Annotated in this window: 30 protein-coding genes; 12 read left to right on the plus strand and 18 right to left on the minus strand. The window is 73.0% G+C overall.

What is annotated here, in order from left to right; genetic code table 11:
• Window positions 1-24 precede the first annotated feature (24 nt).
• Window positions 25-531, minus strand: a complete 507-nt coding sequence (locus AB0B55_RS19075) for an Lrp/AsnC family transcriptional regulator (RefSeq protein ID WP_357172540.1) — start codon at window positions 529-531, stop codon at window positions 25-27.
• Between the two features lie 130 nt (window positions 532-661).
• Between AB0B55_RS19075 and hppD the strand changes: the two genes are divergently transcribed.
• From hppD to AB0B55_RS19105, 6 genes are all read left to right on the plus strand, one after another.
• Complete coding sequence (gene hppD, locus AB0B55_RS19080) at window positions 662-1867, plus strand: 4-hydroxyphenylpyruvate dioxygenase (RefSeq protein ID WP_357172543.1); 1206 nt, start codon at window positions 662-664, stop codon at window positions 1865-1867.
• A gap of 11 nt (window positions 1868-1878) precedes the next feature.
• Window positions 1879-2637, plus strand: coding sequence for an RDD family protein (locus tag AB0B55_RS19085; protein WP_357128728.1), 759 nt, complete (start codon window positions 1879-1881; stop codon window positions 2635-2637).
• 37 nt (window positions 2638-2674) lie between these two features.
• Window positions 2675-3700, plus strand: a complete 1026-nt coding sequence (locus tag AB0B55_RS19090; RefSeq protein WP_357128726.1) for an RDD family protein — start codon at window positions 2675-2677, stop codon at window positions 3698-3700.
• Window positions 3697-4800, plus strand: coding sequence for a histidinol-phosphate transaminase (hisC, locus tag AB0B55_RS19095; protein WP_357128723.1), 1104 nt, complete (start codon window positions 3697-3699; stop codon window positions 4798-4800). The genes AB0B55_RS19090 and hisC overlap by 4 nt, the downstream gene beginning before the upstream one ends.
• Window positions 4801-4934: 134 nt before the next feature.
• Window positions 4935-5489, plus strand: a complete 555-nt coding sequence (locus AB0B55_RS19100) for a hypothetical protein (RefSeq protein WP_357128720.1) — start codon at window positions 4935-4937, stop codon at window positions 5487-5489.
• A gap of 127 nt (window positions 5490-5616) precedes the next feature.
• Window positions 5617-6585 (plus strand): hypothetical protein, encoded by a 969-nt coding sequence (locus AB0B55_RS19105; RefSeq protein WP_357128717.1) that lies wholly within the window; start codon window positions 5617-5619, stop codon window positions 6583-6585.
• Here the strand turns inward: AB0B55_RS19105 and AB0B55_RS19110 are convergent.
• The 6 genes from AB0B55_RS19110 to AB0B55_RS19135 form a co-directional block, all read right to left on the minus strand.
• On the minus strand, window positions 6545-6895 hold the full coding sequence (locus AB0B55_RS19110; protein ID WP_357128713.1) for an LPXTG cell wall anchor domain-containing protein: 351 nt from the start codon (window positions 6893-6895) through the stop codon (window positions 6545-6547). The genes AB0B55_RS19105 and AB0B55_RS19110 overlap by 41 nt on opposite strands.
• An 89-nt stretch (window positions 6896-6984) precedes the next feature.
• Complete coding sequence (locus tag AB0B55_RS19115) at window positions 6985-8241, minus strand: PQQ-binding-like beta-propeller repeat protein (protein ID WP_357128710.1); 1257 nt, start codon at window positions 8239-8241, stop codon at window positions 6985-6987.
• Between the two features lie 84 nt (window positions 8242-8325).
• Entirely contained in the window at window positions 8326-8808 is a 483-nt protein-coding gene (locus AB0B55_RS19120) for an SRPBCC family protein (RefSeq protein WP_357128707.1), read from the minus strand.
• 111 nt (window positions 8809-8919) lie between these two features.
• Window positions 8920-9129, minus strand: coding sequence for a DUF397 domain-containing protein (locus AB0B55_RS19125; protein ID WP_355050986.1), 210 nt, complete (start codon window positions 9127-9129; stop codon window positions 8920-8922).
• A 155-nt stretch (window positions 9130-9284) separates the two neighbouring features.
• Window positions 9285-10481: a fumarylacetoacetase gene (gene fahA / locus AB0B55_RS19130; RefSeq protein ID WP_357128704.1), complete on the minus strand. Its 1197-nt coding sequence runs from the start codon at window positions 10479-10481 to the stop codon at window positions 9285-9287.
• Entirely contained in the window at window positions 10478-11347 is an 870-nt protein-coding gene (locus AB0B55_RS19135) for a hypothetical protein (RefSeq protein WP_357172547.1), read from the minus strand. The genes fahA and AB0B55_RS19135 overlap by 4 nt, the downstream gene beginning before the upstream one ends.
• Window positions 11348-11441: 94 nt before the next feature.
• Here AB0B55_RS19135 and AB0B55_RS19140 point away from each other — a divergent pair, with 94 nt between their 5' ends.
• A complete protein-coding gene (locus AB0B55_RS19140) occupies window positions 11442-12608 on the plus strand; it encodes a homogentisate 1,2-dioxygenase domain-containing protein (protein WP_357172550.1) in 1167 nt (388 codons plus the stop codon).
• Here AB0B55_RS19140 and AB0B55_RS19145 read toward each other — a convergent pair.
• Genes AB0B55_RS19145 through AB0B55_RS19160 form a run of 4 tightly spaced genes read right to left on the minus strand, consistent with a single transcriptional unit; the run spans window position 12605 to window position 15419 of the window.
• The gene (locus tag AB0B55_RS19145; protein ID WP_357172553.1) at window positions 12605-13633 is read right to left on the minus strand and encodes a tetratricopeptide repeat protein; all 1029 of its coding nucleotides are present in this window, start codon (window positions 13631-13633) and stop codon (window positions 12605-12607) included. The genes AB0B55_RS19140 and AB0B55_RS19145 overlap by 4 nt on opposite strands.
• A gap of 10 nt (window positions 13634-13643) precedes the next feature.
• Window positions 13644-14129: a 2-C-methyl-D-erythritol 2,4-cyclodiphosphate synthase gene (ispF, locus tag AB0B55_RS19150; protein ID WP_357172780.1), complete on the minus strand. Its 486-nt coding sequence runs from the start codon at window positions 14127-14129 to the stop codon at window positions 13644-13646.
• A 52-nt stretch (window positions 14130-14181) separates the two neighbouring features.
• Entirely contained in the window at window positions 14182-14877 is a 696-nt protein-coding gene (ispD, locus tag AB0B55_RS19155; RefSeq protein WP_357172556.1) for a 2-C-methyl-D-erythritol 4-phosphate cytidylyltransferase, read from the minus strand.
• A 56-nt stretch (window positions 14878-14933) separates the two neighbouring features.
• Window positions 14934-15419 carry a CarD family transcriptional regulator gene (locus AB0B55_RS19160; protein WP_007073334.1) on the minus strand — a complete coding sequence of 162 codons (486 nt, stop codon included), beginning with the start codon at window positions 15417-15419 and terminating at the stop codon, window positions 14934-14936.
• 329 nt (window positions 15420-15748) lie between these two features.
• Here AB0B55_RS19160 and AB0B55_RS19165 point away from each other — a divergent pair, with 329 nt between their 5' ends.
• The gene (locus AB0B55_RS19165) at window positions 15749-16426 is read left to right on the plus strand and encodes a hypothetical protein (protein WP_357172559.1); all 678 of its coding nucleotides are present in this window, start codon (window positions 15749-15751) and stop codon (window positions 16424-16426) included.
• Between the two features lie 5 nt (window positions 16427-16431).
• Here the strand turns inward: AB0B55_RS19165 and AB0B55_RS19170 are convergent, their stop codons facing one another.
• From AB0B55_RS19170 to AB0B55_RS19185, 4 genes are all read right to left on the minus strand, one after another.
• Window positions 16432-17073, minus strand: a complete 642-nt coding sequence (locus tag AB0B55_RS19170; protein ID WP_357172562.1) for a hypothetical protein — start codon at window positions 17071-17073, stop codon at window positions 16432-16434.
• Between the two features lie 31 nt (window positions 17074-17104).
• On the minus strand, window positions 17105-18163 hold the full coding sequence (locus tag AB0B55_RS19175; protein WP_357128682.1) for a type III polyketide synthase: 1059 nt from the start codon (window positions 18161-18163) through the stop codon (window positions 17105-17107).
• Window positions 18164-18248: 85 nt separating this feature from the next.
• The gene (locus AB0B55_RS19180) at window positions 18249-19415 is read right to left on the minus strand and encodes an acyl-CoA dehydrogenase family protein (RefSeq protein WP_357128679.1); all 1167 of its coding nucleotides are present in this window, start codon (window positions 19413-19415) and stop codon (window positions 18249-18251) included.
• Window positions 19416-19456: 41 nt separating this feature from the next.
• A complete protein-coding gene (locus tag AB0B55_RS19185) occupies window positions 19457-20218 on the minus strand; it encodes a methyltransferase domain-containing protein (protein ID WP_357128676.1) in 762 nt (253 codons plus the stop codon).
• A 46-nt stretch (window positions 20219-20264) separates the two neighbouring features.
• Between AB0B55_RS19185 and AB0B55_RS19190 the strand changes: the two genes are divergently transcribed.
• The 4 genes from AB0B55_RS19190 (at window position 20265) to disA (ending at window position 24893) form a co-directional block, all read left to right on the plus strand.
• A complete protein-coding gene (locus AB0B55_RS19190; protein ID WP_357128673.1) occupies window positions 20265-21104 on the plus strand; it encodes a UbiA family prenyltransferase in 840 nt (279 codons plus the stop codon).
• Between the two features lie 138 nt (window positions 21105-21242).
• Complete coding sequence (locus tag AB0B55_RS19195) at window positions 21243-22037, plus strand: hypothetical protein (RefSeq protein WP_357172565.1); 795 nt, start codon at window positions 21243-21245, stop codon at window positions 22035-22037.
• Window positions 22038-22122: 85 nt separating this feature from the next.
• Window positions 22123-23580, plus strand: a complete 1458-nt coding sequence (radA, locus tag AB0B55_RS19200; protein ID WP_357128667.1) for a DNA repair protein RadA — start codon at window positions 22123-22125, stop codon at window positions 23578-23580.
• 131 nt (window positions 23581-23711) lie between these two features.
• Window positions 23712-24893, plus strand: coding sequence for a DNA integrity scanning diadenylate cyclase DisA (disA, locus tag AB0B55_RS19205; protein WP_355051000.1), 1182 nt, complete (start codon window positions 23712-23714; stop codon window positions 24891-24893).
• Between the two features lie 33 nt (window positions 24894-24926).
• On the opposite strand, the gene AB0B55_RS19210 is transcribed toward disA, so the two are convergent.
• The 3 genes from AB0B55_RS19210 to AB0B55_RS19220 all read right to left on the minus strand — a co-directional run bounded on the left by AB0B55_RS19210 (window position 24927) and on the right by AB0B55_RS19220 (window position 26873).
• Window positions 24927-25673, minus strand: coding sequence for a hypothetical protein (locus tag AB0B55_RS19210; RefSeq protein ID WP_357172568.1), 747 nt, complete (start codon window positions 25671-25673; stop codon window positions 24927-24929).
• Window positions 25674-25791: 118 nt separating this feature from the next.
• Window positions 25792-26364, minus strand: coding sequence for a peptide deformylase (locus AB0B55_RS19215; RefSeq protein ID WP_357172571.1), 573 nt, complete (start codon window positions 26362-26364; stop codon window positions 25792-25794).
• Window positions 26361-26873: an ACT domain-containing protein gene (locus AB0B55_RS19220; protein WP_357128657.1), complete on the minus strand. Its 513-nt coding sequence runs from the start codon at window positions 26871-26873 to the stop codon at window positions 26361-26363. Before AB0B55_RS19220 ends, AB0B55_RS19215 begins: the two co-directional genes overlap by 4 nt.
• Window positions 26874-26952 lie beyond the last annotated feature (79 nt).

The following is a 26952-nucleotide window of genomic DNA, read 5'->3' on the forward strand; positions in this document are numbered from 1 at the left end:
GGTGCCCTTCCTCTACCGCAAGCGTTAGGAAGGTGCCCTTCCTTCAGCTCGGACGGCGCTGCGGATCAACGGCAGCGTGCGGTAGGGGATCTGCTCCGCCAACGCGATGATCGTCGACGCGCGGGTGATGCCGGCGAACGAGACGATCTGGTCGATCACTCGTTGCAGGTCCGTGTTGGAGCGGGCCACGATCCGGCAGAGCAGGTCGCTGGAGCCGGTGATGGTGTGCGCCTCCAACACCTCGGGGATCGCCGCCAGGTGGGCGGTGACCGGGTCGTGGCCCTGCCGTTGGCTGATCTCCAACGTGACGAAGCTGGTCACGCCGAAGCCGATCGCGGCCGGCGAGATCTCCGGACCGAAGCCCCGGATGACACCCCGGTCGACGAGCTTGTCCAGCCGGGCCTGCACGGTGCCCCGGGCCACGCCGAGCCGCCGCGAGCACTCCAGCACCCCGATCCGCGGCTCCTCGGCGAGCAGTTCGACCAACCGGACATCGAGCGCGTCGAGCTGTACAGCCTGCCCACCATTCATGGGTTCAGACCATACCGAATGCGCAACCTGACCAGCCTTTACGTTGACAGTTGCCCACTCGATGCCCGTCCCGCGATCCTTCGGTCAAGAACCGGCCCACGAGGCCGGCCGGTACGCGAGGGAGGCCACCATGACCCAGGCGATCGACCGACCCCAGTCGACCGAGGACGTCGACATCGACCGGCTCGTCGGCGCCGTCGACCACGACATCAGCCACGACCCGTTCCCCGTCCGTGGGCTCGACCACGTGCACTTCCTGGTCGGCAACGCCAAGCAGGCCGCGCACTACTACTCCACCGCGTTCGGGATGACCTGCGTGGCGTACCGGGGCCCGGAGCAGGGTTACCGCGACCACGCCCAGTACGTGCTGACCAGCGGCTCGGCCCGGTTCGTGCTGACCGGCGCGGTGCGCCCGGACGCCGACGGCGCGGAGCACGTGGCGAAGCACAGCGACGGCATCAGCGACATCGCGCTCGAGGTGCCGAACGTCGACGCCGCGTACGCGCACGCCATCGGTCAGGGCGCCACCGGCGTCGTCGAGCCGCACGACGTGACCGACGAGAACGGCACCGTCCGGATGGCCTCCATCGCCGCGTACGGCGACACCCGGCACACGCTCGTCGACCGGTCCCGCTACCGCGGCCCGTTCCTGCCCGGCTTCGTGGCCCGCGGCCCGATCGTCGACCGGCAGCCCATGATCGACGCCGGCATCCAGCCGAAGCGGTTCTTCCAGGCCGTCGACCACGTGGTCGGCAACGTGGAGCTGGGCCGCATGGACGAGTGGGTGGAGTTCTACAAGCGGGTGATGGGCTTCTCCAACATGGCGGAGTTCGTCGGCGACGACATCGCCACCGACTACTCGGCGCTGATGAGCAAGGTCGTCGCGAACGGCACCCGCAAGGTGAAGTTCCCGCTCAACGAGCCGGCCATCGCCCGCAAGAAGTCGCAGATCGACGAGTACCTGGAGTTCTACCAGGGCCCGGGTGCCCAGCACATCGCCGTCGCCACCAACGACATCGTGGCCAGCGTCGACGCCATGCGCGCCGCCGGCGTGGAGTTCCTGGACACCCCCGACTCGTACTACGACGACCCGGAGCTGCGGGAGCGGATCGGCAACGTGCGGGTGCCGATCGAGCAGCTCAAGGAGCGCAAGATCCTGGTTGACCGGGACGAGGACGGCTACCTGCTCCAGATCTTCACCAAGCCGGTGCAGGACCGCCCGACCGTCTTCTTCGAGCTGATCGAGCGGCACGGCTCGCTGGGCTTCGGCAAGGGCAACTTCAAGGCGCTCTTCCAGGCCATCGAGCGGGAGCAGGAAGCGCGCGGGAACCTGTAACACTGTCGAACGTGACGCAGCCTCCGTCGTACCCGACGCCGCCGGCCGGTGGGCCTCCGCCCGCCGCTGGCGGCGTCGCGCCATCGCCCGGCCCACACCCCCAGGGGTACGGCGTGCCGCCGCACCAGCCCCCACCCGGGTACGGCGTGCCGCCGCACCAGCCCCCACCCGGGTACGGCGTGCCGCCGCAGTACGCCCCACCCGGGTACGGCGTGCCGCACTGGCCGGTCGCCCAGCCCGCGCTCAGCCCGGCCGGCCAGCCGCTGGCCAGCTTCGGTGACCGGCTGCTGGCCTGGCTCATCGACGGGGCACTGGCGAGTGTCGTGTCGATGGTGCTGTTCCTGCCGGTCTTCCTGGTCCTCTGGTGGCAGATGTTCAGCGAGATGACCCGGACCAACCCGGACGGCACTCTCGTGGAGCCCGACCCGGCCACCGTCTTCACCGACTTCTTCCTGCCGCTCCTGCTGGCGGAGCTCGGCGTCTTCGTCGTGCTGCTCGGGCTCTACTGGCTCTACCACGTGGAGTACCTCAAGCGTGGCGGCCAGACGCTCGGCAAGAAGATCATGAAGCTGCGCGTGGTGCCGCTCGATCCGAACCGCACGCTGGACCGGCGGATGGCCGGCCGCCGGTGGCTCGTGCAGTACCTGGCCTGCTCGCTGGTCCCCGGCCTGAGCTACGTCGACGGCTTCTGGCAGCTCTGGGACAAGCCCTGGCAGCAGTGCCTCCACGACAAGTTCGCCGCGACGGTCGTCGTTAAGGTTGCCTCGTGAGCGAGCGAACCAGCAGGTACGGCAGCGGAGCGTCGGCGTGAGTGTGGAGCCCGGCTGGTACGTCGACCCCGCCGACCGCGAGACCCGTCGTTACTGGGACGGCGAGGGTTGGCTCGGCGCGGCCATCCCTGTCGACGCGACCCCGCCCGACGGACCGCCCCCACCCGAGCCGCCGCCCGTACCGGTCACCCCGGCCGGCTCTCCCTCGGCGGAGACCCCGCCGGGCTGGCCGCCGCAATCCGGCCAGCCAGCGCACCCGGGGCCCGGCCCGCAGTCCGTCCCGCCTCCGGGTTGGGGTCCGCAGGGCACCCCGCCTCCCGGCTGGGGTCCGCAGGGCGGTCCGCCTCCGGGCTGGGGCCCGCAGAACGGTCCCGCCGGTTGGAGCCCGCAGAGCACCCCGCCCGGTTGGAGCCCGCAGAGCGTGCCGCCCGGCTGGGGTCCCGGCTGGCCCGGCCGTCCACCGGAGCCGCGCCCGCACGGGCTCAGGTTGGCCGGTTACGGCCGGCGGCTGGTCGCCCGTTTGATCGACTTCGCTGTCGTCTTCGCGCTGAACGTGCTCGTCAACGGCTGGTTCGTCTGGCGGTGGCTGGAAGAGCTGACGCCGTACTGGCGGGAGGCGTTCCGGCGTGGGATGGAGGGCAACACCTCCCGCGAGGGACTGCCGCCGATCAGCGAACAGGCCGGGCTCCTCCAGGTGGCGATCGTGGTGATCGCCACCGCGCTGTGGCTGGCGTACGAGGTGCCCGCCATGGCCGGCAACGGGCAGACCATCGGCAAGCGGGTGATGCGTATCCGCGCCGTCCCCATCGAGGCCGACCAGCCGTTGGGCTTCGGCCGGGCGCTGCGCCGATGGACGACGCTGGGCATGTCCACCCTGCTCTGGCCCTGCTTCGGGATCGGTCTGCTGGTCCAGCTCATCGACTCCGTGTCGCCGCTCGTCGACCACCCGCTGCGCCGCGCGTTGCACGACCGGGGCGCGCTGACGGTGGTCGTCGAGGTTCCCGCCACCACCGGTCCCCCCGCCTCCGACGATCACCCTCAGCCCTCGGGAGACACCCCATGACCGACTCCGGACGTCACCAGCCGGCGGTGCGACTGACCCGCGCCGACCTGGACGCGCTGCCCAGCTACGTCCCCGGGCGCAGCCCCGCCGACCTGGCCCGCGAACTGGGTCTGCCGGAGGCCATCAAGCTCGCCAGCAACGAGGTGCCGTACGGGCCGCTGCCGGGCGTGGTCGAGGCGGTCACCGAGGCGGTCAGCGGCTCGCACCGGTACCCGGACATGGGCGTTGTCGCGCTGCGCGACGCGTTGGCCCAGCGGTACGGCGTGGACGCCGACCGGATCGCCACGGGCTGCGGGTCGGTGGCGCTCGCCGAGCACCTGGTGCGGGCCACCTGCCTGCCGGGTGACGAGGTGCTGTACGCGTGGCGGTCGTTCGAGGCGTACCCGATCATCGCGGCGACCAGCGGCGCGACCAGCGTGCGGGTCGCCAACGACGCCGGGCACGGGCACGACCTGGCGGCCATGGCGGCGGCCGTGACCGACCGGACCCGGATGATCCTGGTCTGCAACCCGAACAACCCGACCGGCACGGCCGTCCGCCGGGCCGAGCTGGACCGGTTCCTCGACTCGGTGCCGGACGACGTGCTGGTGGTCATCGACGAGGCGTACCGGGAGTTCGTCACGGACCCCGAGGTGCCGGACGGCCTGGACTACCTCGGTCGGCCGAACGTGGCGGTGCTGCGCACCCTGTCCAAGGCGTGGGGCCTCGCCGGGCTGCGGATCGGCTGGCTGGTCGCGCAGCCGGCGGTGGCGGCGGCGGTCCGCAAGGTGGTGACGCCGTTCTCCACGAGCACTGCGGCCCAGGCCGGCGCGCTCGCGGCGCTGGCGCAGGCCGACGAGATGGAGCGCCGGTGCGCGCTGGTCGTCGCCGAGCGGGACCGGGTCACCGAGGCGCTGCGCAAGTTCGTGCCCGACGTTCCGACCAGCCAGGCGAACTTCGTCTGGCTGCCGCTGGGCGACCGGGCCGTGGCGTTCGGCAAGGCGTGCGAGTCGCGCGGGGTGATCGTGCGGCCGTTCGCCGGGGACGGCGTCCGGGTCACCATCGGCACCCCGACCGAGAACGACGCGTTCCTGGCCGCCGCGGAGGCGGCGCTGACCTGAGCGAACGCGGTATGACCAACCGGTGACATAAGAGCTGTTTGTCTGGTTTTGCACGGTATTTGCCCTATCTTCCGAAGTAGCCGGCGCGGCGCGGACCCGTGCCGGCTCACTTCGAGAAAACGGGGTAACGAACAGTGCGTACTGCCAAGATCTGCCTCGCCGGAGCAGCCGCGGTGGCGGCGGTCGGCTTCCTCGCGGCACCCGCCGCCGCGGCACCCACCGACACCACGACCACCACCTTCGAGGTGCTCGCCGGCACCCTCGACATCGACGCGCCGGCCACCGCCGACCTGGGCACCGGCGCACCCGGTGGCACCATCACCGGCCAGCTCGGCACGGTGACCGTCACCGACTCCCGGGGCTCCGCCGACGCCTCCTGGGTCGCCTCGGTGACGGCGACGGTCTTCCAGACCGGCGGCGGCTCGCCGCCCGAGACGGTCCTGCCGTCCGAGATCGACTACTGGTCCGGTCCGGCGACCGCGACCACCGGCGACGGCACCTTCACGCCGGGCCAGGCCACGGCCGGCGACGCGGCGCCACTGGACAGCACCACCCCGCTCACCGCGTTCACCCACTCCGGCGGCACCGGCGGCAACACCGCGGCCTGGAACCCCACCCTGGTGGTCAACGTCCCGCTGGACAGCATCGCGGGCGTCTACACCGGCACGGTGACACATTCGGTGGCGTGACCGCCGGGGGCGGTCGACCATCGCGGTCGCGCTCGCCCTGTTCTGCCTCGCCGGTCCGGGTCTGTCGACCCGGGCCGGCGCGGCCGAGCCGGACGCGGGGTCGGACGAGGGCAGCATCGGGATCCGGTTGCTGGAGGCCCCGACCGACCGCCGCGACGACCCGCGGGCACTGCGCTACATCGTCGACCACCTACCGCCGGGCACCACCATCAACCGGCAACTGCTGATCGTGAACCGGACCGGCGAGCCGCGCCGCGTCGACGTGTACCCCGCGGCAGCGACCCTGGAGGGTTCGGCCTTCACATTCGGGGAGGGCAGGGCGGCCAGCGAGCTGACGTCCTGGACCACGGTCGACCGCGACACCGTGGAGTTGGAGCCGTGGGGCGAGGCACGGGTCCGGGCGACCGTCACCGTGCCGACGGCCGCCCCCCGGGGCGAGCGGTACGGCGTCATCTGGGCGTCCACCACCTCAAAGCCCCGGGCGAGCGGCCAAGTCACCCAGATCCACCGGGTCGGTGTTCGGATGTACCTCGACATCGGCCCGGGTGGCGAACCGGCCTCGGACTTCACCATCGGCGACGTGCTCCCGGCCCGCGGTCCTGAGGGCGTGCCCACGGTGACGGTCCAGGTCACCAACACCGGCGGCCGGGCCATCGACCTGACCGGCACGGTCAGCCTGAGCGACGGGCCGGCCGGCAGTCGAGCCGGGCCGTTCCCGGTCGGGAAGGGCGTCACGCTGCCCCCGGGCGGCTCGGGACTGGTCGTCGCCCAGTTCCCCACCGAGCTGCCCAACGGCCGCTGGAAGGCCGAGGTGAACCTGGAGAGCGGGCTGGTGAAGCGGAGCCTGACCGCGCAGATCGAGTTCACCGACCCCGCTGCGGCCGGCCGCAAGGGCAGCGTCGTGTCCCGCCTGCGCTCTCCCTGGGCGGTGGGAGTTGTCGTCGCGGCGCTGCTGCTGACGACCGGTCTCGCCGTGCTCGTGCGCCGCCGCTCCCGCCGGACCCCTGCCGCCGCGCGCCGCGAACACGTTCCGGCCGACCGGCAGGCGGGCCACGTCAGCTCGGTCGGCGGCGACGGGCGGCCAGCCAACCGATGACCACCAGCGTCATCCCCACGGCGACGAGGAGCAGAATCGACCCGTTCGGGCCGGTGACCGGCAGGTTCCCACCGTGGCTGGGCGTCGGGGTGGGCTGCCGGGTCGGCGGGGGCGTGGTTGGGGTGATGGTCGGCGATGCCGGCACCACCTCGAAGGTGACACCGGTGTCGTCCGACGGCGCCACCCGCACCGCGGCAACCGCGCCTGCCGGCGGCCCGCCCGGCAGGAGCGCCGATGGCACCGTGCTCACGAGTCCGGTGGCAGCGGCGAGCACACCACCGACCAACCACCTGGTTGCCCTGCTGGCCATGTCGACCCCTCCCACCCAGAAACCTGAACCGTGAGAAAAGTACCTTTTCCGGACAGATGTGGTGAAAGATTCGGAACCCGGTGCCCCGATCAGGTGGCGGCCAGGATCACCGCCTCCGAGGTCAGGTAGTAGCGCTGGTCGTCGCCGTCCGGATCGACCGGCTCGCGCAGCCGCTCCATCGCGACGTAGCCGGCCTCGGCCCAGACCGCCCCGGGCGTCCAGCCCGTGCCGTCCGAGCCGACGTTGAGCGTGCTGCGGGACAGCAGACGCCCGGTCGCCGGGTCGAGCGTCACCAGGTCGTTCCCCTCGGTCAGCAGATGCACCCGGCCGGGCTGGGCGGCGAGCACCCGCGCCGGGCCCAGGCCCGCAGAACGCCACAGCTCGGCACCCGTACGCGCCGACCGACCCACCGCTACCCCGTCGACGACACCGACAGCCTGTTCGCCGACCACGACGACGCCGGCCGGGTCCAACGCGGGCGCGGCCACCGGCTCGCCACCGCCCAACGCCCAACCCCGGCCACCGGCGTCACCCGGACCCGCCGTGCGTAGGGCCAGACACCCCGACCGGCCGGTACGACATCCGAGCGGGGTGACCACCAGGTGATCCGGGTCGCCCGGGGGTCGCCAGCGCTCGCCCACCAGGCCCGTCGCGGCGTCCCGGAACTCGATCGTGGCCGGGCCGGAGCAGGTGTCCAGTCCGATCAACTGCCCGGTCGCCGTGGTGCCGACGTCGCTGCGGCAGTCGCCGGGCAGGTCGGTCCGCCACAGCTCCCGACCGCTGGACACCTCCACCCCGCTCGCCCGCCCGTTCCCGGTGACCGTCAGCACGGTCCGGCCGTCCGGGAGGTCGGTGAAAAGGAGCCCGCTGGGGTTCCAGACGATGGCGGCACCGGTGCGCCGGACCACCGCCGTGCTCGCAACGGGCACCGGCCCGTCGGCCCGCCAGCGGACCCGCCCGGTGGACGCGTCGAGCGCGACCAGCCGGCCGTCCGACCAGCGGCTGACCACGATGGCGCCGCTCGCCACCACCCCGGTCAGCTCCGCCGGCCACCGCCGGTACGACCAGTAGGGGGTGGTGCGGTGCCGCCAGTCGACCGGCCGGTCGGCGTAGACCTGGCGGTGGGCGGCGTACACCCGCAGCCGCCCGTCCACGATCAACGGGGCGACCGGGAGACGGCCGATCACACCGGCCGCGGGTTGGGGCGTCACCGGATAGTCCGCTCGGGCGGGCGTACTCACCTCGGCCGGCGCGAGCACCCGGTGGACGACGACCGCGACGGCCGCCACGGCGAGTAGCACCGCCACCGCCAGCACGAGCCGTCGCCGGCCCCTCGGGAACCCCATGCCGCACCTCCGCCCGGCACCCTACCCAGCGCACTGGGTCGGAGCCCGGTCAGGTTGTACGGGTCAAGCTCCGGGCACGTGCGCTCAGGCCGCTTCGAGGGAGCCGGCGGCGCGAGCAGCGACGGCCAGGTCGGCGAGGTCACGCCGGAGCGCCACCTCGACCGCACGGGCGGCGAGGCCACCGAGCAGCAGGGCCACCACCCGCCCGTACGGATCGGTCGGCACCGCCTCCTGGGTGACGGTGACCGCGGTGCGCGGGCCGCGACGTCGCCGGGCCGGACGCAGACGCCAGGTGATCCGGTAGTCCGCACCGGCGCCGGAGGAGCAGAGCACCAGCCGCTGGGGTGCGAGCGCCTCCACCACCAGGAACTCCTCGGTGAGGGTGCTGCCGCCCGGCTGGGCGCGCTCGGCACGCCAGGCGGTGCCCGGCCCGAACGGGCCCGGGGTCAGCACCTCGACCGGGCCGGCCCCGGTCAGTCGGGCGGCCCGGTCGGACAGGTCGGTCAGCAGGCACCAGACATCGACGGCGTCCGCCTCGATGAAACCGGTAACCGCGACCGTCGACATGCCACCCTCCCGTGCCACCGACGGTACGCGCGGTGCGGGCCGGACGAGGCCCCCGGACGGAATTTCCACCACCCGGAGGCCACGTTGTCCGTTCCGCCGGTGCGACACCGCTCAGCGTTCGAAGCGACCGGACCTGATCGCCCCGACGAACGCTGTCCATCCCGGCGGGCTGACGGCCAGTGTGGGGCCGCTCTGGTCCTTGGAGTCGCGGACCGCGACCAGGCCGATCACGTCGACCAGGTTGTCCGCCACCTCCACGCAGAGTCCCTGGTCGTTGGACCGGCTGCTGGTGCGCCAGAGCGCTCCGGTGAGATCGTGCATCGTTGTTACCTCCGTGTGCGTCGGGACGCCCCACCACTGGACAGGGGGTGGCGGGGCGACTGATCCGCGTGATCAACGGGGTAACCGGGGTGTGGTTATCGCACAGACGGTGCGACCATGAGTCTCGTCGATGAGACGGCCCGGCGGCGGGTGCCTCAGCGGGCCGGCTGGACCGTTCCGGTGACCTCGCCCAGGGCGATGGTGGTGCCGTCCAACCCGGGCGCGGTGGCGGTGATGGTGACGGTGTCGCCGTCGGCGAGGAAGGTACGGCTCTCGGCGCCGACCTTGGCCGGCTCGGCCCCGCCCCAGGTCAGTTCCAGGAACGAGCCGACCTGGGAGCGCTCGGGGCCGGAGACGGTGCCCGAGGCGTACAGGTCGCCGGTGCGCAGGGACGCGCCGTTGACGGTCAGGTGCGCCAACTGCTGGGCCGGCGTCCAGTACATGCCGGCGAACGGCGGTTCGCTGACCCGTTCGCCGTTCCACTCGACCGACAGCCGCAGGTCGAGCCCCAGGTGCGGGACGTCGCGCAGGTAGTCGACGACCGGCGGGTCCTGATCCGGAGCCGGCACGAAGGCGTCGGCCAACGCTTCCAACGGCGTCACCCAGGCCGAGACCGAGGTGGCGAAGGACTTGCCGAGGAACGGGCCGAGCGGCTGATACTCCCAGGCCTGGATGTCGCGGGCCGACCAGTCGTTGACCAGCACCACCCCGAAGACGTGATCGGCGAAGTCCGCCACCGGGACCCGGTCGCCCAACGCGCTGGGCACACCCACCACGAAGCCGACCTCGGCCTCGATGTCGAGGCGTACCGACGGGCCGGTCACCGGACCCTCGGCGGACGCCCGCTGCCCGGTGGGCCGAACCACCGGCGTGCCGGAGACCACGACGGTCCCGGCGCGGCCGTGGTAGCCGATCGGCAGGTGCTTCCAGTTGGGCAGCAGCGGCGGCTGACCCGGGCGGAAGATCTGCCCGACGTTCGACGCGTGGTGCTCCGAGGAGTAGAAGTCGACGTAGTCGGCCACCTCGAAGGGGAGCAGCATCTCCACGTCGGCCAGGGGCACCAGCAGCGGCTCGACCGCCGGCCGGTGCGCAGGGTCGGTGAGCAGCCCCACGATCCGCTGGCGGACCGCCGTCCACTGCGGACGCCCGAGCGCCATGAAGTCGTTGAGGGTGGGCCGGCCCAGCGCGCCGGCGGCCAGCACCAGCCCGGCGGCCTCCGCCCCGGTCAGGTCGAACACCCACGAGGAGATGCGTACGCCGATCCGCGGCCCGTCCCCGCCGGAGGAGAACACCCCGTACGGCAGGTTCGTCACGCCGTACGGCGAACCGTCAACGCCGCTCACCCAGGTCATGCGTCGTAGCCCCCGTTCACCAGCCCCAGCCGGATCAGATCGGTAAGTGGTTCCAGGATGCTGCACGAGCCGAAGCCGACCCAGAGCGGGCGCGGCGCGTCCAGCCGTCCGTTGACGCGTTCGAGCAGCGGACGTGGATCGAGGGCGGCCAGCAGCTCGGCGATCACGCGCACGCTCTCCCCGTCGGCGGCGGCGAGCGTCGCGGCCAGCACGTTGGCGTAGCCGTGGTGGGTGAACCCGGTCTCCGGGTCGAGGTGCCGCACCGCCTGGTGCAGTCCGGCGGTGAGCTTGAACGGCAGCGCGCGGTCGCGGCAGGCGCAGAGCACCGCCGCCAGCTCGGCCGGGGTGGGGAACAGTTCGGCGGCGAGGCCGCCGGTGCGGAACTTGGCGGCGATCGGCACGCCGTCGGCGCGGGCGGTGGCGAGGGCGTCCAGGGCGCCCATCAGGCCGAAGGTCAGCGGCAGCTCGGCGTAGACGGCCTCGACGCCCGGCAGGGTCTCGGTCAGCCGCAGCAGTTCGGCGACGCCGGGCAGCGGGTCCTCGCCCCGCTTGGCGACGGCCACCTCCACCTGGCGGGCCGTGACGCCGTCGGGTGGCAGGAACGAGAGCGCGAAGGGCAGGCGGGCGATCCCGGTGTCACCGATCAGCCCGATCACCAGGCCCTCACGCTGGTCGACGAGACCGCTCAGGTCGCCGGTCACGACGGTCGAGGCGGGAACGAGCAGCGGGCCGACCAGATCCGCGTACCAGGCGGCGCGGTGCTGGCGGTGCGCCTTCAGAGCGTCGGGCAGCGTGGCGCTGCCCGGAGGGAAGACGGCGGCGTCGTCCACCAGGCCGTCGAGGAGCGCGGGCACCTGCGTTGACACGGAACAAGAATCTACGGGACGCTACAAGGAACGGACAACAGCGTCCGATTATCGGACGCCTTCGGCCGGTGAACGGGATATATCGGGAGGCGAGATGCCGTACTACCGCAGCGTCGGCGAGGTGCCGCGCAAGCGCCACACCCAGTTCCGCCAGCCCGACGGCAGCCTCTACGCCGAAGAGCTGATGGGGCAGGAGGGCTTCTCCTCCGACTCGTCCCTGCTCTACCACCGGCACGCGCCCACCGCGATCCTGGCCGCCGACGTGTTCACCCCGCCCGCGTTCACCCGGACGGCGAACCTGCCGCTCAAGCCCCGCCACCTGCGCACCCACAAGCTCGACGCCGGCGATGCCGACCCGATCCTCGGCCGGCAGTACCTGCTCGCCAACGACGACGTCCGCATCGGGTACGTCCTCGCCGACCGGCCCTCCCCGCTGTTCCGCGACGCCACCGGCGACCACTGCCTGTACGTCGAGGCCGGCACGATGCGGGTCGAGTCGCCGTTCGGGGCCCTGGACGCGGTCGCCGGCGACTACGTCGTCATCCCCACCTCGACCATCCACCGGCTGGTCCCCACCGGTGACGTGCCCGTCCGGCTGCTCGCCGTCGAGGCGTCCGGGCACATCGGTCCGCCCAAGCGCTACCTCTCCGTACGCGGGCAGTTCCTGGAGCACTCGCCGTACTGCGAACGAGACGTCCGCGGCCCCGACATGCCCCTACTCGTGGACGGCGAGGAGGTCGAGGTTCTGGTCCGGCACCGTCGCGGCTGGACCCGCCACGTCTACGCCAACCACCCGTTCGACGTGGTCGGCTGGGACGGGCACCTCTACCCGTGGGCGTTCTCCATCCACGACTTCGAGCCGATCACCGGCCGCATCCACCAGCCCCCGCCGGTGCACCAGACCTTCCAGGGCCCGAACTTCGTCATCTGCTCCTTCGTGCCCCGCAAGGTCGACTACCACCCGCAGTCGATCCCGGTGCCGTACAACCACCACAACGTCGACTCCGACGAGATGCTCTTCTACACCGGCGGCAACTACGAGGCCCGGCGCGGCTCCGGCATCGAGCAGGGCTCGATCTCGCTGCACCCCTCCGGGTTCACCCACGGGCCCCAGCCGGGCGCCGCCGAACGCTCCATCGGCGCGGACTACTTCGACGAGCTGGCCGTCATGGTCGACACCTTCCGCCCCCTCGACCTCTGCGACGCGGCACGCGCCTGCGAAGACGAGGGATACGCCTGGACGTGGGCGCGCCGCCCCTAGCGGACGGTTGTTCTGGTGAAGGCGGCGAACTCGGCTATCACCGTGGCGACGATGGCGAGCACCAGCGGCCACGGCGAGCCGACCATGGCGTACACGAGTAGCAGCAGCGGCGCGGCCGCCACCGCGTAGATCGCCAGGGCCATCGTCCGGTCGGCGTGCAGCATGGTCGGCAGGACGGTCCGGGTGAACCCCGGAAGCCGGGCCGCGAGCTGCCACACCACGACGCCGCCGGTCAGGGCGGCGAGCACCGCCAGGACCCGGGAGAACCCGTCGTTCGCCGACGCCGCGAACGCGACCACCACCGCGGCGACCAGTGACCAGCCCGCGCCGTAGAACACCAGGCGGTGCAGGCCGTACGCGAGGGTCCGTGGGGAGTCGATCCGGCTCGGGCCGAACGTCACCATCTCGGCCATCTGCTCCAGCGCCGCGGACCAGCGGCGCTGCTCCAGGCGCAGGACGCCGACGTCGTGCCCGACCTCGGCGAGGCGGGGGTCGAGCCGCAGCGCCTCCCGGTAGGCCCGCTCGGCCAGGTCGAACAGCTCCAGCCGGGCCGCGACCAGGCTGAGCACCAGGTGCGCCGGCGGCTCCTGGGGGGCCAGCTCGACCCCACGCCAGGCCGCGTTCAGCGCCGGCTGGCCGTTGCGCGCGTCGGCCAGGATCGCCGCGGCGCTGCGCTGGGCGTACGCGTCAGCCGGCCCGAGCGCCAGCAGCCGGTCGGCGGTGGCGGCCGCGTCGGCGTACCGTCCCAGATCGGCCAGCGCCATCGCCCGCACGACGAGCGCCGGCGGGGCGTCCGGTGCGGCGGCAACGGCCGAGTCGGCGGCGGCGAGCGCGTCGGCCGGCCGGTCGGCGGCGAGATGCACCCGGGCCAGCATGGTGAGGGCGTCCGGGTCGGCGGGCTTCAGCGCGAGCCCCTCGGTCAACTCGCCGGCCGCCTCGTCGTGCCGGCCCAACTCGGCGAGGAGCTGGGCGCGTTCGAGGTAGCCGTCGGCGGCGAACCGGTCGGGGGCGGGATCGGTGGACATCGCGGCGAGCCTAGGCGGCCGGGGCGTCGTACACCAGCGCGACGGCGACGCCCGCCAGACCTTCCTCACGGCCGGCGAAGCCGAGCCCGTCGGTGGTCGCGGCGGAGACGGTGACGGGTGCGCCGACGGCCTCGGAGAGCACCCGCTGAGCCTCATCCCGCCGGCGGCCGATCTTGGGCCGATTGCCGATGACCTGCACGGACACGTTGCCGATCGCCAGGCCGACGGACCGCACCCGGCGGGCCGTCTCGGCCAGCAGCGCCACCCCGGACGCCCCGGCCCACTCGGGCTGGTCCACCCCGAAGGCCGAGCCGAGATCACCGAGCCCGGCGGCGGAGAGCAGCGCGTTGCAGGCGGCGTGGGCGGCGACGTCCGCGTCCGAGTGCCCGGCGAGACCGTCCTGGTCGGGCCAGAGCAGGCCGGCCACCCAGCAGGGTCGGCCGGGCTCGAACGCGTGCACATCGGTGCCGATGGCCACCCGAGGAACGATCATGATCCGAGACTACGCGTAGAACGAAGGTGCGGTCCCGCCGTGCGGTCGCGAGGCGTCAGTCGCTGGCGGCGAGCAGGTGCTCCGCCAGTGCCAGGTCGAACGGACGGGTGATCTTCAGCGCGTACTCCGAGCCGGGCACGCAGGTCACCGTTACGCCCTGCTTCTCGACCAGGCCGGCGTCGTCGGTGAGCGGATCACCCGCGGCGGCGTGCGCGGCGGCCAGCACGGACCGGCGGAAGCCCTGCGGGGTCTGCACCGCGCGCAGGGCGGACCGGTCGACGGTGCCCAGCACCACCTCGTCGGGGCCGACCTCCTTGATGGTGTCGACGACCGGCAGGACCGGGATCACCGCCGGCTGGCCGCCCCGGACCGCGGCGGCGACCGATTCGACCAGCTCGGGTGGGGTCAACGCGCGGGCAGCGTCGTGCACCAGGACGATTGTCGGGCCGGCCGGCACGGCCGCGAGCGCGGCGGCGACGGAGGCCTGTCGTTCGGCGCCACCGGCCACCACGGTCACCGGCGCCACCGAGGCCAGCAACTCACGGACACCCGCCACCTCGGCCGCCGGTGCGGCCACCACGATCGTGTGGACCGACGGTGCGGCGGCGAGCCGGCGCACGGCGTGCACCAGCAGCGGTTCTCCGGCGAGCAGGCGCAACGCCTTGGGTCGACCGGGACCGAGGCGTACGCCGGCACCGGCCGCAGGCACGAGGACCGCGACGTCACCGCGCGGGTTGAGCTGCGCGGTCACGTCGCGGTCCTCGGTGGTTTCTTCGCTACGAAGTGGGTACGACGATGCTGTGCGGACTAGGCCTCGGTGAGGACCTTGTCGAGCAGCGTCTCCGCCTCGTCCTTGGTGCTCTTCTCAGCCAGCGCGACCTCGCCGACGAGAATGTCGCGGGCCTTGGCCAGCATCCGCTTCTCGCCTGCGGAGAGGCCCCGCTCCCGCTCCCGACGCCACAGGTCACGCACGACCTCGGCGACCTTCAGCGGGTTGCCGGAGGCCAGCTTTTCCAGGTTGGCCTTGTAACGCCGCGACCAGTTGGTCGGCTCCTCGGTGTGCGGAGCCCGGAGAACGTCGAAGACCTTACCGAGGCCCTCTTCGCCGACCACCTCGCGAACGCCCACGATCTCGGCGTTCTCAGCCGGCACCCGGACCGTCAGGTCACCCTGCGCGACCCTCAGGACGAGATATTGCTTGGGCTCGCCCTTGATGACCCGAGTCTCGATTGCCTCGATGAGTGCGGCCCCGTGGTGGGGGTAAACAACGGTCTCGCCGACACTGAAAACCATAGGTTCGAAACCCCTTTCGCTGTGTCTAGGGTAACACGCTCAGGCAACGATGTCTCACCGATGTCCTGACCGTTGGCGCAGCTCAGGGGCCCTGTGAGAGGTCTTTCTTCAGCTTGACAGGCGGTCAAACCGATGGTTCAAACACGCTCCGTGACGATCGGATGACTTCCCGATACGAGTGAACAGAACGTCGAGATCAAGGGCTATGCGCTCCTCCCATGGTATCCCGGCGTGCGGGACCGCGCCCAGATGTAGCGGGACGTGCCCCCGGTGCGGGACCCTGGAGTCCGAGCCACACTCCGCTCTCGAGACGCTTCCTGGGGGGTCCGATGGGCAAGCCGGACGCAGAGGGCCACGGGCCATCCGACGGCCTGCCCGACCTACCACCCGAGTGGGGCCGCATCGTCGTCCCCGACGACGCCTCCGCCCTCGCCAGCGAGGCCGCCCAGGTACGTCGTGAGCTGCGCCGGGCCACCGGCCGGTACGCCGGACGCCGGGCACTCGCCCTGCCGCTGCTCGTCCTGGTGGTGGCGGTGCTCACCACTCTGACCGGCCTGCTCGCCGTGACCTGGCCCCGCGCCGGCCGGAGCACCGACCGGCCCACTCCGGCGCCCTCCCCACCACCCGTTTCGCTCACCGGTCAGGCGCTGCCCGCGCTGGACCTGGTCGACGCCGGGCAGGCGCCCGTTCCGCTCCGCGGCCTGTTACCCGCCATGATCATCCTCGTGGACGACTGTGGCTGCCCCGACGTCGTCACCGAGGCCGTGGCGGCGGCGCCCACCGGCGTCACGGTGGTCACCGTGACCGAGGGCCGGGCTGTCGCCACCGCACCACCCGTCGACGGCGTCCGCGCGCTGGCCGACCCCGCCGGCGGTCTGCGCTCGTTCCTGGGCCCCCGTGCCGCCAACGCGCTGCTGGTCGGCCGCACCGGCGTGGTGACCCGGGTGCTGCCCGGCGTCGGGCCCGTCGACGCGTACCAGGACGACCTGACCGCCCTGGCCCGCTGAACGGCCTACGACGGGGGCAGCGCGACGAGCTGCGCCTCGACGTCGATGGGCTGGTCGCCGACGGCCGACAGCGACACCCGGAACGGCCCGCCGCCGGGCAGCAGCCGGGCGGACGCGAGCGTGCCGTCGCAGTCGATGCGCGGCGGGCCGGCGATCTCGGCCCCGGTGCTCGTCACCGCCAGCGTGCCCGGTCGGGTGCACCGGTACTGGAGCAGGAAGCGGGAACCGTCGTCGGACGCCTGCCGGGTCCGCTCCTCGCCGGGCGCCAACTCCCGCTGCTCCCGCCAGATCGTGTTGCGGAACGAGGGCAGGTCACTCCCGGGGACGAGAATCCCCACATCGCCGTCGACGTCGGCGGTCGCGCCCGTCTCCGCGTCGATCGCGATTCGCGAGTTGCCGCCCACCCGGACGGCCTCGCCGGTCTCCGGGTCGATCCGAACCGTCACGCCCCGTTCCCCGGGTTCGATGCGGGTCAGGATGCGCTCCAGTTCGGTGCTGACGCTGGGCGCGACCACCGGTGAGCTCACCGGCCCGGCCACCGGGGCGGGCGCGGCGGCATGCCACCACCAGCCGCCCACCGCGAGCGCGGCCAGGGCCGCACCGACCAGCACCGCCGACCGCAACCGGTCGTCCGCCCCCGCATCCATGGAACGAGCGTACCGGTCGGGTCGCTGGCGTTCACTCCTGTCGATCGAGCAGGACGGCGTACAGGGTGAGGCCCGGACCGAACGCCAGCATGACCACCTGCCGAGGCGGCGGCGTGGACCGACCCAACCGGTCCAGGATCAGCAGCACCGTCGGCGAGGAGCAGTTGCCGTGCTCGTCCAGCGTCGCCCGGGACGCCGCCAACGCCTCCGGCGGCAGGGCCAACTCCCGCTCGACCACGTTGAGGATCCGCGGCCCGCCCGGGTGCACGGCCCAACCGTCCACGTCGGAGATGGTGCCGCCGTGCCGGGCCAGCAGGTCGTCGACCAGGCCGCGCACGTGCCGGGAGAGGACCTGCGGCACCTTCGACGACAGCCCCATCCGAAAGCCCGCGTCCGTGACGTCCCAGGTCATGTGGTCGGCCGTCGAGGTGTCGGTGACCGAGGCGACCTCGCGCAACGCGTACCCCCGGCCGCCGGGCACCACCACGGCGGCGACGGCGGCGTCCGAGAAGAGCGCGTGCGAGATGATCTGCTGGGTGTCGACCCGGGCCGTGGACGGCTGAATGTGCAGGCTGGTCAGCTCCGCGCAGAGCAGCAACGCCGGCCGGCCCCGGGCGGTGACGAAGTCACTCGCCGCGCCCAACCCCGGAAGCGCCGCGTAGCAGCCCATGTGGCCGACGAACATGCGCTGGGTGTCCGCCGCCATGCCCAGGTCACGGGCGAGCAGGATGTCCAGCCCCGGGGTGGCGTACCCGGTGCAGGAGCAGACGATGAACATCCCGACGTCGCCGGCGTCCAGACCGGCGGCGGTCAACGCGCGCCCCACCGCCTCCTTGCCCAGCGGCAGCGCCTCCACCTGGTAGCGACGCATCCGGCGCTCGGTCGGCCAGTCCGAGACGTCCTCGAGCAACGGGTTGACCGCGGCCTGCCGTCGGGTCACCCCCGAGTTCGCGAAGATCCGTTCGGCCAACGCCCGGGTGCTGCCGGAGAAGTGCCGGGAGAAGAAGCCCTCCCACAGCTCGTCCTGCGAAGCGGACGGCGGCTGCGCTGTCCCGAGCCCCGCGATCACTGGTACGGACACGATCCCCACCTCTCGTCAAACGCTGTCCTCCCCCTGGCCGTCCCTCCGGCCACCTCGGCCGGCCGCACCCTCGTACGTTTCCCGCGACACCCGCTCACCAACGCGGTGCCGATCCGTCGCGGTCCGGGTCCCCGCCCAGCGCGGCGATGCCCAGCCAGTCGGCGCAGACGTCCGACGTGGCCGGGTGCAGTGAGCCGCAACGGGCATCCCGGTAGAGCCGCTCCAACGGGTGGCCACGTCGGGTCGCCGACGTGCCGGCCGCCTCCAGCATCGACGCCGCCACCTCGGCGGCCGTCGTCCCGGCCAGCAGCTTCGCCCGCCACACCCAGCGGTTGGTCTCCGCGTCACCCGGCGCGTCGTCCACCCGGCGGGCCGCCTCGGCCACCGCCAGCTCGGCGGCAGCCGTCGCCGCGTCCGCCCGGCCCAGCCGCGAGCGCACCGCCGGCAGACCGGCCAGGTTGCGGGCGTTGAGGTGCTCGGCCGCCGCGTCGATGGCGGCCCGCGCCACCCCCACGTAGACGGCCGCGTAGCTGGCCACCAGCCAGTGCGGCATGAGCTGGGCGATCACGAGGGCCAACCCCTCCACCCCACCGAGCAGCCGGTCGCCCGGCACGGTGACGTCCAGATGCAGGTCGTGCGACGAGGTGGCCCGCATGCCGAGGGCGTCCCAGGTCGGCTCGACGCTCAAACCGTCGCCGGCCGGCACCAGGAACTGCGACACCGTCGACTGGTCGGTGGCGCTGCGCGCGGCCACCAGGTAGCCGTCGGCGTGCCCGGCCCCGGAACAGAAGGTCTTGCTGCCCTTGAGGTGCCAACCGCCGTCGGTCGGCTCGTAGACCGTGCTCAACTGCGAGAGGCGCGCGCCGGTGCCCCGCTCGCTCATCGCGACGCCGTACCAGGCGCCCTGGGCAGCGGCGGTGAGCAGCCGGTCCCGGGCGGCCAGCGCCTCGTCCGACACGCCCAGAGCCTCGGCCAACTCCTCGGTGACCGCGCCCAGCGCGCCGGTCACCGACGCGTGCATGTTGAACACCAGCGCCGTCGCGCCGTTGCCCCGGGCCAGCTCGGTGGCGACCGCGGTGTAATCCGCGAAGCTCGCGCCCAGGCCACCGAGAGCGCGCGGCACCATCAACCCGAAGAGGCCGGCCTCCCGCAGGTCACGGAAGTCCTCGGCCGGGAAGGAGCCGTCCCGGTCGTGCTCCGCCGCCCGCGCGGCGAACCGCGGCGTCAATCGGCGGGCCGCCTCAAGCGCGTGCACCGTCATATCGCTCCCTCCTCGGCGTCCCATACCCCGCCACGAGCCGACTATCCTCTGCGGACCCCCTGGCCCTGGTAGAGCACGGCGGTGGACCGGGTCGGCACGATGCGCGGGGCACGACCGGTCAACGGCACACCCGGCGTCCGTGCCGCGCGGGCCCGCCGCACCAGCCAGGCGAGCAGCCCCCCGACCTGCGGTCGGATCCCACGTAGGCGCAGCTCGACGCCGTGCCGGGCGCACTCGGCCACCAGCGCCCGCGCGTCCACGAACAACCGTGGATCGTGGATGCCACGCGGCACCGTCGGCAGCCGCTCGGCGATCCGCACCGCGACCAGCCGGGCCAGCGCCGTGTCGTTGAGCGTGTCCAGCACGAGCAGGCCGCCCGGGCGCAGCAGGCGGCACGCCTCGGCCACCGCCCGCGGCCAGTCCGGCACGTGTTCCAGCAGCTCGCCGGCGGAGACCACGTCGGCGCACCCGTCGGGCAGCGGCACCGCCGTGGCGTCACCCTGCACCACCCGTACGCCGTGCCCGGCGGCCTGGACCAGCGCCGAACGGGTCAGGTCCACCCCGACGTGCCGGTAGCCCTTGCCGGCCAGGTGCGGCGCGAGCAGACCGGCGCCGCAGCCCAGATCGACCAGGACCGCGCCCGGACTCCTCGTCGGCGGTACGAGCGCCGCGCGGGCCTCGGCCAGCCAGTGCAGCATCGCGAACGCGCCATCCGGCCGCCACCACTCACCGGCCAGGTCGTCGTACTGGCGCGGATCGTTGCGCGGCAGCACCCGCTGGGCGGTCGACGCCACGTCTCGCATGGCTCCGAGCGTGGCACGACTGCTCGGTAACGACCAGACTTCCCTTATGTCGTCGAGGGTGTTAGGGCTGGTCAGGGCGAGCCATCCGGAACCGGCCGCCGCGGTGACCACAGTGTCCGGTCTGCTGGCCTGGGGAGTGGGCCACCGGCCCTGGGGAATCGCCTCCGTGGTGCTCGCCGTACTCGCCAGCCAACTCGCGGTTGGCTGGACCAACGACGCGTTGGACGCCGAGCGGGATGCCACGGTGGGGCGTACCGACAAGCCGGTCGCCGCCGGCGCGGTGGGCCGGCGTGTCACGGCCTGGGCCGCCGCGGTGGCCGCGGTGGCCTGCCCGCTGCTGGCGCTGACCACGAACCCCCGGGCGGCGCTCTGGCTCACGGTCGCCCTGGTCTCCGCGCTGCTCTACGACTGGCCGCTCAAGGCCACCGTCTTCTCGGTCCTGCCGTACGCCGTCTCCTTCGGCGCGCTGCCCGGCTTCGTGGTGCTGGCGCTGCCCGGCGAACCGACCCCACCGCTCTGGCTGCTGACGGCGGCGGCCTGCCTCGGCGCCGGCGCGCACTTCGCCAACGTGCTGCCCGACCTCGCCGACGACGCCCGCACGGGTGTACGCGGCCTGCCGCACCGCCTCGGCGCGGCGGGCAGTCGGGCGGCCGCGGCCGGACTGCTCCTCGCCGCGACCGCCGTCCTGGTCCTGGGACCACCCGGACCGCCGTCGGTCCTCGGGCTCGCGGCGGTCGGCACGGCCGCCGTCGTGCCGCCACTGAGTTGGTACGCCGGGCGCTCGGCGGCCCGCGCGGGCCGGCGGCCGGTGGCTGCCTTCCGGGCGGTGATGCTGGTGGCCCTCATCGACGTCGCGCTGCTGGTGGCGAGCGGTCGGGTGGTGTGACGGCACCCGGCGGGGTGGCATTGCCGGGTCCCCGTGCGGGCCTCGATCAGCTCCAACTACCCTGGAGCGCGGTCTGCGCGGGTATGGCCACCTCCCCCGGCGTGCGCCCGGGTGGGGATCGTAACGAGGAGGACCGACGTGACGCGCTCGATCAACCGATCCCGGCGGGCGGCCCTGCTGCTGTCCGGAGTCGCGGCGGCCACCAGCCTGCTCGCGTCCGGATGCGGCGCTGGCCAGATCGCCGAGACGGCTTTGAAGGAGCCGTCCGTCCAGGGCGTCAACCTCACGACCCCCAACGGCGCCTACTCGGTGCGTGGCCTGCTGGTCACCTACCCCGGCACCGAGGGTTACCGGGCCGGCCAGGACGCCCCGCTCAACGCGGTGATCTACAACGACTCGAAGAGCACCGTGACGGTCACCGTCACCACGCAGAGCGCCCGCGAGGTGCTGATCTCGGGTGGCTCGGCCAGCCCGACGCCGTCCGCCTCGGAGTCGGCCTCGGCCAGCCCGTCGGGCTCGGCCACCCCGTCGGGCTCGGCCAGCCCGTCGACCACCGAGTCCGGCTCGGCCAGCCCGTCCGCGACCCCGTCCGAGACCGGTTCGTCGTCGGCGACCCCGTCCGCACCGGAGTCGGCGCGGGCGTCGGGTTCGGCCAGCGCTGCCGCGCCGGGCCAGCCCGCCCGCATCGAACTGGCCCCGCTGAGCTACCTCCAGCTCAACTCGGAGTCCACCTCGCAGCTGCGGCTGGTCGGTCTGACCGAGGCGCTGCGCTCCGGCCAGAACGTCGTCGTGACCTTCGACTTCGGCAACGGCAACACGGTCACCGGCCCCGCGCCGATCGCGGTGCCGCTCACCCCGGCGGCCCCCGCCTCGCCGATCATCGAGCGCGAGGGCGGCTACGAGGGCAACGAGGGTGGCACCACCCACGAGTGAGCCCGATCCTCAACTACGGAACACCCCGGCGTGGGAACCACCACGCCGGGGTGTTTTCGTCGTACGAGGCGGCTAGCGTCCTGATGTGACCACCTCCCGATCGACCTCCGGCCGTGGCGGCGCGGCAGGTGCGCCCCGCGCCCGGTCCGCCACCCGCGAACCGCGCCCGGCGTACGAGTGCGACGCCTGCGGGCACCAGCCGCCCAAGTGGGTGGGTCGCTGCCCGGAGTGCGGCGAGTGGGGCTCGGTGGTCGAGTCGACGGTGACCGGGCCGACCGTCTCCGGTCGGGTGGTCAGTTCGCGGATGCCGGCCGAGCCGGCCCGGCCGATCGCCACCATCAGCGCGGCTCCGGCCCGCGCCCGGCCGACCGGGGTGAGCGAGCTGGACCGGGTGCTCGGTGGCGGCCTGGTCCCCGGGGCGGTCGTGCTGCTCGCCGGCGAGCCCGGCGTGGGCAAGTCGACCCTCCTGCTCGACGTGGCGCAGCAGTGGGCGGTGGGCGCCGGCAGCCCGTCCCTGGTGGTCAGCGGGGAAGAATCGGTCAGTCAGGTCCGGCTGCGCGCCGAGCGGATGGGCACCCTGCACGAGCAGCTCTACCTGGCGGCCGAGAGCGACCTGGCGTCGGTGCTCGGGCACCTCGACGCGGTCAAGCCGGGCCTGCTGGTGCTCGACTCGGTGCAGACCATCTCGACCACCGGCACCGAGGGTGTGCCGGGCGGCGTGACCCAGGTCCGGGCGGTCACCGCCGCACTGGTCTCGGTCGCCAAGGAGCGGGGCATCGCGACCGTGCTGGTCGGGCACGTCACCAAGGACGGTCAGGTGGCCGGGCCGCGCGTGCTGGAGCACCTGGTCGACGTGGTGCTGCACTTCGAGGGCGACAAACACTCCTCGCTACGGCTCGTGCGCGGCGTCAAGAACCGGTTCGGGGCGGCCGACGAGGTGGGCTGCTTCGAGATGCACGAGGGCGGCATCAGCAGCCTGGCCGACCCGTCCGGGCTGTTCCTCACCCGCTACTCCGAACCGGTGCCCGGCACCTGCGTGACCGTGGCGATGGAGGGGCGGCGGGCACTGGTCACGGAGGTACAGGCCCTGATCGGCGCGACGGTGGCCGGCTCTCCCCGCCGTACCGTCTCGGGCCTCGACTCGGCCCGCCTGGCCATGGTGCTCGCGGTCCTGCAACGGCGTACGGAGCGGTTGACCCTGCACGACCGGGAGGTGTTCGCGGCCACCGTCGGCGGCATCCGGGTGGTGGAGCCGGCAGCCGACCTGGCCGTCGCGTTGGCGGTCGCCTCCGGCGGGCTCAACCTGGCGATCGCGCCGCATCTCGTCGCGATCGGCGAGGTGGGGTTGACCGGCGAGGTGCGCCGGGTCGGTGCGGTGCCGCGCCGGCTGGCGGAGGCCGCCCGCCTGGGGTTCAAGGTGGCGCTGGTTCCGCCGGGTTGTGGCCCGGCGAGCACCGGTGCGGGGCCGGATCAGATGCGGGTGACCGAGGTCACTGACGTGCGCTCAGCCCTGCACCATGCGGCCCGCGCGTCCGCCGAGTGACTCAGCGTGCCGACGCCAACGGCGATAACGGACAGCATCGCCGCAAGTGGAAACGGTTCGAAGGGCGGCATCGTGACACATCACAGTAACCACGACAGCACCCACCGCACGGCAGTCCGTAGACTGTGCCCGTGCCGATCGACCGCGATACCACCAAGCCTGCCGGAGCGCCGCCCCAGGCCCGCACCGGCACCGTGGGCTCGCCGGCCCGCCCGATCAGCGTGAGCGTGACCGCCGCTGCCGGGGGTGCCGGCGATCCGCTGCGGGCGAATCTCGCCCTGATGGCACCCGGCACCGCGCTGCGCGACGGGTTGGAGCGCATCCTGCGGGGTCGCACCGGCGCGCTCATCGTGCTCGGCTACGACAAGGTCGTCGAGGGCCTCTGCACCGGCGGCTTCCCGCTGGACGTCGAGTTCTCCGCGACCCGGGTCCGCGAGCTGTGCAAGATGGACGGCGCCGTGGTGCTGTCCAGTGACGGCACCCGCATCGTCCGGGCGGCCGTGCACCTGATGCCCGACCCGTCCATCCCGACGGAGGAATCGGGCACCCGGCACCGCACCGCCGAACGGGTCGCCCGGCAGACCGGCTACCCGGTGATCTCGGTCAGCCAGTCGATGCGGATCATCAGCCTCTACGTCAACGGTCAGCGGCACGTCCTCGACGACTCGGCCGCGATCCTCTCCCGGGCCAACCAGGCGCTGGCCACCCTTGAGCGCTACAAGCTGCGGCTGGACGAGGTCTCCGGCACGCTCTCCGCGCTCGAGATCGAAGACCTGGTCACGGTGCGGGACGCGGTGGCGGTGGTGCAGCGGCTGGAGATGGTCCGCCGGATCGCCGACGAGATCGCCGGTTACGTCGTCGAGCTGGGCACCGACGGTCGACTGCTCGCTCTCCAGCTCGACGAGCTGATGGCCGGTGTCGACGCCGACCGCACGCTTGTCATCCGGGACTACCTGCCCGTCGGCCGTAAGTCCCGCACCCTGGACGAGGCGCTGGTGGAGCTGGATCTGCTGGGCGCCACCGAGCTGATCGACCTGGTGTCGGTCGCCAAGGCGATCGGCTACCCGGCCGCATCGGACGCGCTGGATGCCGCCGTCAGCCCGCGGGGCTTCCGGCTGCTGGCCAAGGTTCCGCGCCTGCCGGTGGCCGTGGTCGACCGTCTGGTGCTGCACTTCGGCAGCCTGCAGCGGTTGCTGGGCGCGACCGTGGAGGACCTGCAGGCCGTCGAGGGTGTGGGCGACGCCCGCGCCCGGGGCGTCCGCGAGGGCCTGTCCCGGCTCGCCGAGGCATCCATCCTTGAGCGGTACGTCTGATCCGCCGCCGATCCGGCTGGCCGGAGTGCCGACTCAGCCGGTGATCGTGATCTTCGCGGGCTCGCTGTACTTGGTGCCGACCCGGGCGAACACCTGGTACGTCCCCGCCGGCGCGAACGGCCCCGCGGCCAGACCCGCGCCGTCGCACCGGCTGGTGTCCCGTCCGTTCCAGCCCACCTGGTAGGAGCGCTCGAACCCGGGCGTGAACGACTGCACATCCGAGCCCTGGACCTTACCGCAGGTGTCGGACGACCACACCTTCTCGGCGCCCGCCTTGATGAAGATCTCCTGGAGGTCGGCGCCGACGTTACGGCTGCACGTACGCTGCGAGGTGTTCTTGATCTTCAGTTGGAGGTCGACCACCGCGCCGCGCTGTGCCGAACTGGGCCGCGCCGCCGACGTCACGCTGATCTCCGCGTCGGTGCAGGTGCCGTCGTCGACCGACCCGGCGGCCGAGTCCGGCGGTGGGTCATTGGTGGTGGCTCCGCGGCCGGGGTCCGTGGCGTTCGTGGCATCCGGACCGGCGGATTGCTCCGTGGCACTCGGCGCCGCCGACCCGGACGCCGACGGAGCCCCCGACTGCGGGGTCAGCACCGGCCCCACCGCCCCCGGGCTTGACGTCGGAGTCGGCGTCGAGCCGGCCCGTGGGTGACCGCCGGAGCGACCCGAGCCGGTGCAGGAGTAGAGCACGACAATCAGGAAAAGCAGCACCGCTCCGAATACGACGGCGCGACGCCGCCAGTACACGGCGGGTGGCAGGGGGCCGACCGTCAGACGCATGATGCCCCCCACCGTAGTCGCGCCGCACCCACCGACGGGTCACGACGCGCCGGAGCGTCAGCGGGGCAGCGCGAAGAACATCCACTGAGGACGGACGGGCCGGCGTCCGGCCGCCCGGTCAGAGATAGACCTTGCGCTGGTAGACGGCGTGCGCGCCGGCCACCCGGTCCAGAAAGAGCAGCCCTTCACAGTGGTCGATCTCGTGCTGCAACGCCCGCGCCTCGAAGCCGTCCGTCACCAGTCGGACCGCCGCCCCCGTGCCCGGCAGGTCACCCTCCACGACGAGCCGACTCGCCCGCTTCACGTCCCCGGTCAGGTCCGGCACGGACATGCAGCCCTCCCGACCCGGCTTCCATCGGGTCGCCTCGACCACCCGGGCGTTACACAGCACGAAGGTGCCGTGCACGGTGACCGCCTTCGGGTGGCCCGTCACGTCGACGGCGAAGACCCGGGCGCCCACGCCGACCTGCGGCGCCGCCAGACCCACGCAGCCCGGCGAGACCCGCATCGTGGCCACCAGGTCGGCGGCCAACCGGATGATCTCCTCGGCGGTGGGATCGACGTCGCCTCCGGCCCGGCTCAGCACCGGATGCGGGGCCGACACGACGGCCCGCACCTCACCCGCCACCGCCAGCGACTCCGGCGTCCAATCCCCCAGACCGGCGTACGCCTCGCCCCGCCCGTCGCTCACAGCAGATCCGGGTCTGCCGGCCGGAGGGTGACCTCGACCCCCACCTCGGCGGCCGTCCGGTGCAGCCGTTCGGTAAGCGCCTCGACGACCCCCGCCGGCAGCTCGACCTCGGCCAACACCACGTAGAGCGAACCGGCCAGCCGGGTGCTCAGGTCGGTGACGTTGCCACCGGCGTCCACCAGCACCCGGGTCATCGCCGCCACGATGCCCATCCGGTCCGACCCGTGCACCGCCAGCACGTACGGCTCGCCGGCCGGCGCCACCTCACCGTCCGGCGTCACCGCGCGTACGGTCGCCAGAAGTTGCCCCTCGGTCGCCAGCGGCGCCAACGCCGCCTCCACTTCGGCGGCGGCCGGGCCGGTGCAGATGAGGGTCATCGCGAAATGCCCCCGCAGGCGGGTCATCGTGCTGTCGGTGAGGTTCGCCCCCAGCCGGGCCAGCACCTCGGCGACGTCGGCCACGATGCCCGGCCGGTCCCGGCCGATGACGGTGATCGCGAGCTCGTTCATCCGCGCATTCTGCCCGATCCGTCCACCAGCACGGCGACACCCTGCCCGAGCCGCCCAACCAGCGGGACCGGACCGCGTG

The organism is Micromonospora sp. NPDC049107 (assembly GCF_040648595.1).
GTDB lineage: Bacteria > Actinomycetota > Actinomycetes > Mycobacteriales > Micromonosporaceae > Micromonospora.

What these genes read in the sequence shown, in the direction of transcription:
- AB0B55_RS19110 (WP_357128713.1), bottom strand. Translation starts at nt 6,895, where the DNA reads ATGGCCAGCAGGGCAACCAGGTGGTTGGTCGGTGGTGTGCTCGCCGCT.
- AB0B55_RS19190 (WP_357128673.1), top strand. Translation starts at nt 20,265, where the DNA reads ATGTCGTCGAGGGTGTTAGGGCTGGTCAGGGCGAGCCATCCGGAACCG.
- AB0B55_RS19125 (WP_355050986.1), bottom strand. Translation starts at nt 9,129, where the DNA reads ATGCACGATCTCACCGGAGCGCTCTGGCGCACCAGCAGCCGGTCCAAC.
- fahA (WP_357128704.1), bottom strand. Translation starts at nt 10,481, where the DNA reads ATGACCTGGGTGAGCGGCGTTGACGGTTCGCCGTACGGCGTGACGAAC.
- AB0B55_RS19140 (WP_357172550.1), top strand. Translation starts at nt 11,442, where the DNA reads ATGCCGTACTACCGCAGCGTCGGCGAGGTGCCGCGCAAGCGCCACACC.
- AB0B55_RS19170 (WP_357172562.1), bottom strand. Translation starts at nt 17,073, where the DNA reads ATGGATGCGGGGGCGGACGACCGGTTGCGGTCGGCGGTGCTGGTCGGT.
- AB0B55_RS19115 (WP_357128710.1), bottom strand. Translation starts at nt 8,241, where the DNA reads ATGGGGTTCCCGAGGGGCCGGCGACGGCTCGTGCTGGCGGTGGCGGTG.
- AB0B55_RS19120 (WP_357128707.1), bottom strand. Translation starts at nt 8,808, where the DNA reads ATGTCGACGGTCGCGGTTACCGGTTTCATCGAGGCGGACGCCGTCGAT.
- AB0B55_RS19075 (WP_357172540.1), bottom strand. Translation starts at nt 531, where the DNA reads ATGAATGGTGGGCAGGCTGTACAGCTCGACGCGCTCGATGTCCGGTTG.
- AB0B55_RS19220 (WP_357128657.1), bottom strand. Translation starts at nt 26,873, where the DNA reads ATGAACGAGCTCGCGATCACCGTCATCGGCCGGGACCGGCCGGGCATC.
- AB0B55_RS19145 (WP_357172553.1), bottom strand. Translation starts at nt 13,633, where the DNA reads ATGTCCACCGATCCCGCCCCCGACCGGTTCGCCGCCGACGGCTACCTC.
- AB0B55_RS19160 (WP_007073334.1), bottom strand. Translation starts at nt 15,419, where the DNA reads ATGGTTTTCAGTGTCGGCGAGACCGTTGTTTACCCCCACCACGGGGCC.
- hisC (WP_357128723.1), top strand. Translation starts at nt 3,697, where the DNA reads ATGACCGACTCCGGACGTCACCAGCCGGCGGTGCGACTGACCCGCGCC.
- AB0B55_RS19180 (WP_357128679.1), bottom strand. Translation starts at nt 19,415, where the DNA reads ATGACGGTGCACGCGCTTGAGGCGGCCCGCCGATTGACGCCGCGGTTC.
- AB0B55_RS19185 (WP_357128676.1), bottom strand. Translation starts at nt 20,218, where the DNA reads ATGCGAGACGTGGCGTCGACCGCCCAGCGGGTGCTGCCGCGCAACGAT.
- hppD (WP_357172543.1), top strand. Translation starts at nt 662, where the DNA reads ATGACCCAGGCGATCGACCGACCCCAGTCGACCGAGGACGTCGACATC.
- AB0B55_RS19210 (WP_357172568.1), bottom strand. Translation starts at nt 25,673, where the DNA reads ATGCGTCTGACGGTCGGCCCCCTGCCACCCGCCGTGTACTGGCGGCGT.
- AB0B55_RS19165 (WP_357172559.1), top strand. Translation starts at nt 15,749, where the DNA reads ATGGGCAAGCCGGACGCAGAGGGCCACGGGCCATCCGACGGCCTGCCC.